This window comes from Micromonospora sp. KC721 (assembly GCF_004348355.1).
In the GTDB taxonomy this organism is placed as follows: domain Bacteria; phylum Actinomycetota; class Actinomycetes; order Mycobacteriales; family Micromonosporaceae; genus Micromonospora.
In genome coordinates this window covers 1-7,489 of sequence record NZ_SMJY01000252.1, presented here as the reverse complement: position 1 = coordinate 7,489, position 7,489 = coordinate 1, and the positions used below count along the sequence as shown (strand labels likewise).

The following is a 7,489-nucleotide window of genomic DNA, read 5'->3' as shown; positions in this document are numbered from 1 at the left end:
GGCCGGGAGGGTGAACCGGATCGCGGTGCCCTCCTCGACGCTCGTGTCCACCCAGACCCGGCCGTCGTGGTACTCGACGATCTTCTTGACGATAGCCAGCCCGATCCCGGTGCCGGGATAGGCGTCCTTGGAGTGCAGCCGCTGGAAGATCACGAAGATCTTGTCGGCGAACTCCGGTTCGATGCCGATGCCGTTGTCCTGGCAGGTGATCTCCCACTCGTCACCGACCAGCCGCACCGACACGTGCACCTTCGGCGGGACGTCGGGGCGGCGGAACTTCACCGAGTTGCTGACCAGGTTGACCAGGAGGTTGGTCAGCAGCGGTTCCTCGCCGCGGATGGTCGGCAGCGGGTCCCAGGTCAGCTCGGCGTGGGCGTACTGACGGGCGGCCTCGGTCTGCCCGGCCACGTCGCCCATCACCCGGTCCAGGTCGACCTCGGTGAATCCGCTGGTCAACCGGCCGATCCGGGAGAAGGCCAGCAGGTCGTTGATCAGACGCTGCATCCGCTGCGCGCCGTCGACGGCGAAGGCGATGTACTGGTCGGCCCGCTCGTCGAGCTGCCCGGCGTAGCGTCGCTGCAGCAGCTGGCAGAAGCTGGCAACCTTGCGCAGCGGCTCCTGCAGGTCGTGCGAGGCGACGTAGGCGAACTGCTCCAGGTCACGGTTTGACCGGGTCAGCTCCTCAGCCTGCTTCTGCAACTGGTTGTTGACCCATTCGATGTTCTGGCGGGCCTCGCGCACCTCGTCCAGTTCCCGGGCGATCTTCTGCCGCATGGCGTCGACGTCCACCGCGAGCTGGCGTAGCTCGGGCGGACCGGACCCCTCGATGCGGTGCCGGTAGTCGCCGTTCGCGACCTCCCGGACCTCGAGCACCAGTCGGGTCAGCGGTCGCATCACCACCCGGTCCAGCGAGACCACGGTCATCGCGCCGGCCACCACGACCACCGCCGCCGCGATGATCAGCAGCAGGACCAGCAGGTCGCCCGTGTGATAGATCTGCCCGGCGCGTCGTTCCCGCTCGTCGGAGATCATCGTCTGGAGGGCGACCACTGAGTCCCGGACCCGGTCGAACTCCTGGCCGGACTGGTCGGTGACCAGCGCCTGCGCGGCGGAAGTGCCGGAACGGTTGGTGGTGTCGATCACCGGCTCGGCAACGCGGCGCCGCCACTCGTCGGCCCGCGCGTGCACCGCGTCGAGCTGCCGGAGCATCTCCGGATAGTGGCGCAGCAGCCCCCCCATGCTGCCGTAGAGCCTCTGCTCCCGCTGCACCCCCTCGACGTACGGGGCGAGGTCCCGCTGCTGGCCGGTCAACGCGAAGCCGCGCACCGCCGTCTCCTGGCTGATCAGCACGCCGAGCAGTTCCTGGGACTGCACCTGGGCCGGGCCGGTCACCCGGAGCACCGCGTCGGTGTGGCGCTGGTTCTGGGCCGCCACCACGGCCTCGGCCACCGCCAGGCCGACCAACATCGTGCCGACCACCGCGAGCAGCGTCAGCACCCGCCGACGCAGGGTCCACCCCAGGCGGTACGAGCTCACCGGCCACCGCCCCGGGTCACCAGCAGCATGGCCACGTCGTCGGCGAGCGGGCCTCCGTTGATCTGCTCCGCCCGGCCGACCAGCCAGGCCGGCAGCTCGGCCAGCGGCACCGCCTGACTGGCCGGATCCTCCAGCAGGCCGGCGAGCCCTGGCACGTCGAGCCGGTCGTCGCCGTTGCCCACCCGCCCCTCGATCAGACCGTCGGTGTACATCAACAAGGACCAGTCATCGATGTCGAACTCCAGGTCGAACGCAACGGGTCGGCGGGGTCGTACGCCGAGGAGCAGGCCACCCGGCGCCGGGACCGGCGCGACCTTACCGCCGGAGAGCAGCAGCGGCGGCGGGTGCCCGGCCAGCCGGACGGTGGCCCGGTTGGAGTGCAGGTCCAGCCGCGCGGTGGCGACGGTCGCGAAGATCTCCTGGAGCCGGCGCTCACTCATCAGCACCTGCTCCAGCGCGGGCAGCACCTCGTCGTCGGGCACCCCGGCCAGGATCAGCGCCCGCCAGGCAACCCGCAACTCGACGCCGAGCGCCGCCTCGTCCACGCCGTGCCCACAGACGTCACCGACGATCAGGTCGACCCGGTCCGGCCGGGTCTGCACCACGTCGAAGAAGTCCCCACCGATCAGCGCGGCGTGCCGGCCGGGCCGGTAGAAGGTGTGCACCGCGACCTCGTCGGTGGACATCAGCGGTTGTGGCAGCAGGCCGCGTTCCAGCCGGGCCGACTCGGCCTGCCGCAGCTCGACCTCGCGTAGCCGCCGGGCGTTCTCGTCGGCCCGCTTGCGTTCCACGGCGTACCGCAGCGCCCGGGTCAGCAGCACCCCGTCGACCTGGCCCTTGACCAGGTAATCCTGGGCACCCTCGGCGACCGCCACGATGCCCAGGTGCTCGTCGGAGCGGCCGGTCAGCACACAGACCGCCGCACCGCTGGCCATCTCCAGCACCTTGCGCAGCCCGTCCAGGCCCTGCGCGTCGGGCAGCCCGAGGTCGAGCAGGACGCAGTCGACCCCGGCCACCCGCTGCCGCGCGTCGCTGAGGCTGGTGGCGACCAGCAGGTCGATCATCGAGTTGGTCTCGGCGAGCAGCTCACCCACCAGGAAGGCGTCACCCTCGTCATCCTCGACCAGCAGCACCCTCAGTCGTTCGCCGGGCGGCAGGTTGGGGTGACGCCCGAGGCCGCCGTGCGGGTACGGCGCCAGCGGGGCTCCGGCCAGGCCGGGCCGCCGGTGCGGCCGGGTCACCGCCGCGAGACGCGGGAGATCGCTGGTGATGTCGGGGCTCCTTCCGAGTGCCCTGCTGATCCTGTATCAGACAACGGTCGCACACAACAGGACCCTGGCGTACCGGGCAAGGCCGTCATCCGGCGTCGCCTCTGACCAGGCGGCGGCCCAGCGTCCCGCGCAGGCCCTTCGGGCGGGCGCGGTGGGACCGCTACTTCCAGCGGAAGTGCACGAAAAGTCGGCCAAAGTTCTTCGAGTCCTTCTCGACCCGGTGGTAGAGCTGCTTGACGTCCTTCTGGTCGAGAAAGCGCAGCACCCGCTTCTTGAGCTGACCGGAGCCCTTGCCGGGGATGATCTCCACCAAGGTGGCCTTCTTCGCCACCGCCTCGTCCATGATCCCGCGCAGCGCCCGGTCGATGTCGTGGCCCTTGTTGAAGATCTCGTGCAGGTCGAGCTTGAGCTTCACGCCGTACCCACCTCCAGCTCAGCTCCCGTGACGTCCCATCGTAGGCACGAGCCGGGGCCGGCCCGGTCAGGGCCGCCCCCGGGCTCGTCACGGTCAGCGGCCGCTGCCCACCCGGCTCTCCACCCGGCGCAGCGCGGTCGCGTAGTCGGCGTTGGTGGCGTGCATGGCCGCGGCGATGCGCAGGTGCCGCAGCGCGTCGCGGTAGCGGTTCAACCGCTCCAGCGTCCGCCCCAGCACGTGGTGCGCGTAGTGGTCGCTCGGGTCCCGGTTCACCAGCTCCCGCAGCTGCTCCTCGGCCCGGTTGAGCTGCGCCGACTGGAAGTAGGCGCGGGCCAGCAGCTGGCGCACCGAGGAGTTCCCCGGCTCGGCCTCGACGATCGGCTCGAGCAACCGGGCCGCTCCGGTCGGGTCACCCGCTTCGAAGAACATGGTCGCCCGCCGGTAGTCCGCCAGGAGATCCATCCGGACCCACCTCCTCGTGTCGTGCCGCCTTCTGGTCGACGCTGGCACAACACCGGCCGTACCGCGAGTGTTCCTCCGGTGGACACCGTCGCCTCACAGGGTCGGGTCGTACCGGTCGGCGATCAGCTCCCAGGCCCGTACACCGCCGACGATGCCGGCCGTGTTCGGCACCACCACGACGTCGTCGCCCATCCGGGCCACCTGCTCCGAACGGATCAGGCGGGAGTTCCCCCCGCCCAGATAGAGCCGGTCCCAGTGGAACACCGGCCGCAGCCCCTCCACCACCTGCCGGATCCGCCGTGACCAGAAGGCGTCACCCAGCCGCCGGCGCTCCGGCTCCCCCACGTACGTGTCGTAGGTGGTACCCCAGCGCACCGGCGCGTGGGAAAGCTCCAGGTGCGGGGCGAGAGCACCGCCGTCGAACAACGCGCTGCCCAGCCCGGTGCCGAGGGTCAGCACCAGTTCGCAACCGGTCCCGGCCACCACCCCGGCACCGTGCACCTCGGCGTCGTTGAGCACCAGCGCCGGCAGCCCGAAGGCGTCGGCGACCGCCCCTCGGGCGTCGTACCCGGACCACTCGGCGAGCAGGCCCGGGTCGACCCGGCTGCGCGGTCCGGACCGGGTGACGTAGTGCGGGGTGGCCACCACCACCCCGTGCCGGATCATGCCGGGCATCCCCACCGTCACGCGGTCCGCCGCCGGCAGCCGCCCACCCAGTTCCAGCAGGGTCTTGACGAACAGCGCCGGTGGCAGCGGGTACGGGGTGGGCACCCGGATGGGTCGGGCCCGCATCGTGCCGGCCGCGTCCAACACCGAGGCCTTGATCCCGCCGCCGCCACAGTCGATCGCCAGAGTGGTCACCACGGCAGTGAGTCTGCCTCGCGCTCCGAGCAGCGATGACGCGGGGCGGATATCCGGTCGGCCGGCGGCGGCGACCGGCGGTAGGCTCGAGCTCCTCATGAGCGCCACGCTGATCGCCAAGGGTCTCGCCGCCGGCCACGGCGACCGGATCCTCTTCGCCGACCTCGACCTGGTCGTCGCCCCCGGCGACGTGGTCGGGCTGGTCGGCGCCAACGGAGCCGGCAAGTCGACCCTGCTGCGCACGTTGGCCGGGCTACAGCCGGTCGAGCAGGGCTCCGTCGCGTTGAGCCCGCCCACCGCCACGGTGGGTCACCTGCCGCAGGAACCGGACCGCCGCCCCGGGGAGACGGTCCGCGACTTCCTGGCCCGCCGTACGGGCGTCGGGGCGGCGCAGGCGGCGCTCGACGCCGCCACCGAGGCCCTCGTCGCCGGCGCGGTCGGTGCGGACGACACGTACGCCGAGGCGCTGGAACGCTGGCTCGGCCTCGGCGGGGCCGACCTGGCGGAACGCGCCGATCAGGTCACCGCCGAGCTGGGGCTCGCCGTCGACCTGGACCACCCGATGACCGGGCTCTCCGGTGGCCAGGCGGCCCGGGCCGGGCTGGCCTCGCTGCTGCTCAGCCGCTACGACATCTTCCTGCTCGACGAGCCGACGAACGACCTGGACCTGGCCGGCCTGGGCCGGCTGGAGAGGTTCGTCACCGGGCTGCGCGCCGGCACGGTGCTGGTCAGCCATGATCGGGAGTTCCTCACCCGCACGGTCACCCGGGTGCTGGAGCTGGACCTCGTGCAACAGCAGGTCCGGCACTACGGCGGCGGGTACACCGCCTACCTGGAGGAGCGGGAGGTGGCCCGCCGCCAGGCCCGCGCCGAGTACGACGAGTACGCCGACACGAGAGCGGCACTGGAGGCGCGGGCGCGGACCCAGCGGGCCTGGATGGAGAAGGGCGTGCGCAACGCGCGCCGCAAGGCCACCGACAACGACAAGTTCGTCAAGCACTTCCGGGGCGAGGCCAGCGAGAAGCAGGCGGCGAAGGCCCGGCAGACGGATCGGCTGATCGAACGGCTGGACGTGGTGGAGGAGCCCCGCAAGGAGTGGGAGCTGCGGATGGAGATCGCCGCCGCACCCCGGGCCGGTGCCGTGGTGGCCGCGCTGCGCGGTGCGGTGGTACGCCGGGGCGATTTCACTCTCGGTCCGGTGGACCTCCAGATCGACTGGGCCGACCGGGTGGCGATCACCGGGGCGAACGGCTCCGGCAAGAGCACCCTGCTCGCCGCACTGCTGGGCCGGTTGCCGCTCGACTCCGGGCACGCCTCGCTCGGCCCCGGCGTGGTGGTCGGCGAGGTCGACCAGGCCCGCGGGCTGTTCCTCGGTGAGCAGCCCCTGCTGGACGCGTTCGGTGCGGCCGTACCGGAGCTGACCCCGGCGGACGTGCGGACGCTGCTGGCCAAGTTCGGTCTGCGTGCGGCGCACGTGCTGCGGCCGGCGGCGAGCCTGTCGCCGGGCGAACGGACCCGGGCGGCGCTGGCGCTGTTGCAGGGGCGCGGGGTCAACCTGCTGGTGCTGGACGAGCCGACCAACCATCTGGACCTGCCGGCGATCGAGCAACTGGAGCAGGCGCTTTCGCACTATGCCGGCACCCTGCTGCTGGTGACCCACGACCGGCGGATGCTGGCGGAGGTGCGGGTCGACCGGCGGCTGCGGGTGGACGCCGGCCGGATCGCCGAGGATTGATCCGTGCCGATCCGGTCGCGCCGGGTGACAATGACTCCATGCTCAAGTGGGAGTACGCGCTGCTGGTCCGCCGCCGTCAACCGGCCGCCGACGACCTCGGCTGGGAGATCGTCTTCGTCTGGTACGGCCCGGACGGCTCGATGGTCGACGTGACGCCGTACGGCGACACCGCGCTGGCCCATCTCAACCGGGCCGGCGACCAGGGCTGGGAACTGGTCGCCATGAGCGAGGATCCGTCCCTGCCGGGCAACAACGAGTTGCACCGGTACCACCTCAAGCGGCCGAAGACGGTGACCGCGCCCCGCCAACGCATCCGCGGGGCCGGCCGCACGGTCCGCCGCACCCTCTCCGGCTGACCGCCGGTCCGCCTGCCACCGGTCGCCGGGCGGCCAGGGCGCGATGATCGACTCTGTTTGTGCGCAGGTGGCGGTGTCCGGCCGCCCGGCGAGCGCACCATCCCGCAAACTGAGTCGATCACCGCCCGGGTAGGGGCGGACGGACGCGGACGAGGCGGGCATAACCGGCGCTAATCCGGGTAACGGCGGCCCGGGAGGTGGCCATGGTCGCACTGGCACGGACGCCGCCCTCGGCCGAACGGCTGCGGGCGATCGACGGGTTTCTCGCGGACGCCTGGGCCGATCAGGCCCGACACGACGAGCGGCTGCGCGGGCTCGCCGTCGAGGTGCGGTTCGACCGGGGGGTGGCCCACCTGACCGGCGAGGTCACCGAACCGGCCCAGCTCAACCTGATCCGGGAACTGGTCGGCCGGCTGGCCGGCGTCTTCGGCGTCTGGGACCGGGTCCGGGTCGCCGGGCGGGACCCGGTGGTGGTGGACCTGGGCTGCGGGGGCCAGAAGCAGTACCCGTCCAACCTGGGGCTGGACATCTTCCCGGCACCGGGGGTGGACGCGGTCGCGGACCTCAGCCGGTCGCTGCCGTTGGCGACCGACTCGGTCGACAGGCTGTTCGCGGTGCACATCCTGGAGCACCTGATCGACTTCCTGCCGCTGGTGGACGAGTGCCACCGGGTGCTGCGGCCGGGCGGCATACTGCACGTGATGAGCCCCTGGTGGGGGCACGTCAACGCGGTCGCCGACCCGACCCACGTACGGCTGCTGGACGTGCAGACCGTCAAGGGCATCTGCGGCCAGCGCCCGCCCGGCACACCCCGCTGGTACCCGCTGCACGCCGGCTGCGACGGCGCCTCCAT

At 72.0% G+C, this 7,489-nt stretch carries 8 protein-coding genes; 3 read left to right on the top strand and 5 right to left on the bottom strand.

Annotation, left to right across the window (positions count from 1 at the left end; translation table 11 throughout):
• From E1182_RS27695 to E1182_RS27675, 5 genes are all read right to left on the bottom strand, one after another.
• Positions 1 to 1,536 (bottom strand): ATP-binding protein (locus E1182_RS27695; protein ID WP_132270685.1); only part of this gene is annotated, 1,536 nt, incomplete at its 3' end.
• Complete coding sequence (locus tag E1182_RS27690; RefSeq protein ID WP_243706451.1) at positions 1,533 to 2,777, bottom strand: PP2C family protein-serine/threonine phosphatase; 1,245 nt, start codon at positions 2,775 to 2,777, stop codon at positions 1,533 to 1,535. The genes E1182_RS27695 and E1182_RS27690, both read right to left, overlap by 4 nt.
• 190 nt (positions 2,778 to 2,967) lie before the next feature.
• Positions 2,968 to 3,222: a Smr/MutS family protein gene (locus tag E1182_RS27685; protein WP_030329768.1), complete on the bottom strand. Its 255-nt coding sequence runs from the start codon at positions 3,220 to 3,222 to the stop codon at positions 2,968 to 2,970.
• Positions 3,223 to 3,315: 93 nt separating this feature from the next.
• Entirely contained in the window at positions 3,316 to 3,684 is a 369-nt protein-coding gene (locus E1182_RS27680; RefSeq protein WP_132270684.1) for a M48 family metallopeptidase, read from the bottom strand.
• Positions 3,685 to 3,777: 93 nt separating this feature from the next.
• On the bottom strand, positions 3,778 to 4,548 hold the full coding sequence (locus E1182_RS27675; RefSeq protein ID WP_132270683.1) for an ROK family protein: 771 nt from the start codon (positions 4,546 to 4,548) through the stop codon (positions 3,778 to 3,780).
• 94 nt (positions 4,549 to 4,642) lie between these two features.
• Here E1182_RS27675 and E1182_RS27670 point away from each other — a divergent pair, with 94 nt between their 5' ends.
• The 3 genes from E1182_RS27670 to E1182_RS27660 all read left to right on the top strand — a co-directional run.
• Positions 4,643 to 6,280, top strand: coding sequence for an ABC-F family ATP-binding cassette domain-containing protein (locus E1182_RS27670; RefSeq protein ID WP_132270682.1), 1,638 nt, complete (start codon positions 4,643 to 4,645; stop codon positions 6,278 to 6,280).
• A 38-nt stretch (positions 6,281 to 6,318) separates the two neighbouring features.
• A complete protein-coding gene (locus E1182_RS27665; RefSeq protein ID WP_132270681.1) occupies positions 6,319 to 6,636 on the top strand; it encodes a hypothetical protein in 318 nt (105 codons plus the stop codon).
• 203 nt (positions 6,637 to 6,839) lie between these two features.
• A partial coding sequence (locus tag E1182_RS27660; RefSeq protein ID WP_132270680.1) for a methyltransferase domain-containing protein occupies positions 6,840 to 7,489 on the top strand: 650 nt, incomplete at its 3' end.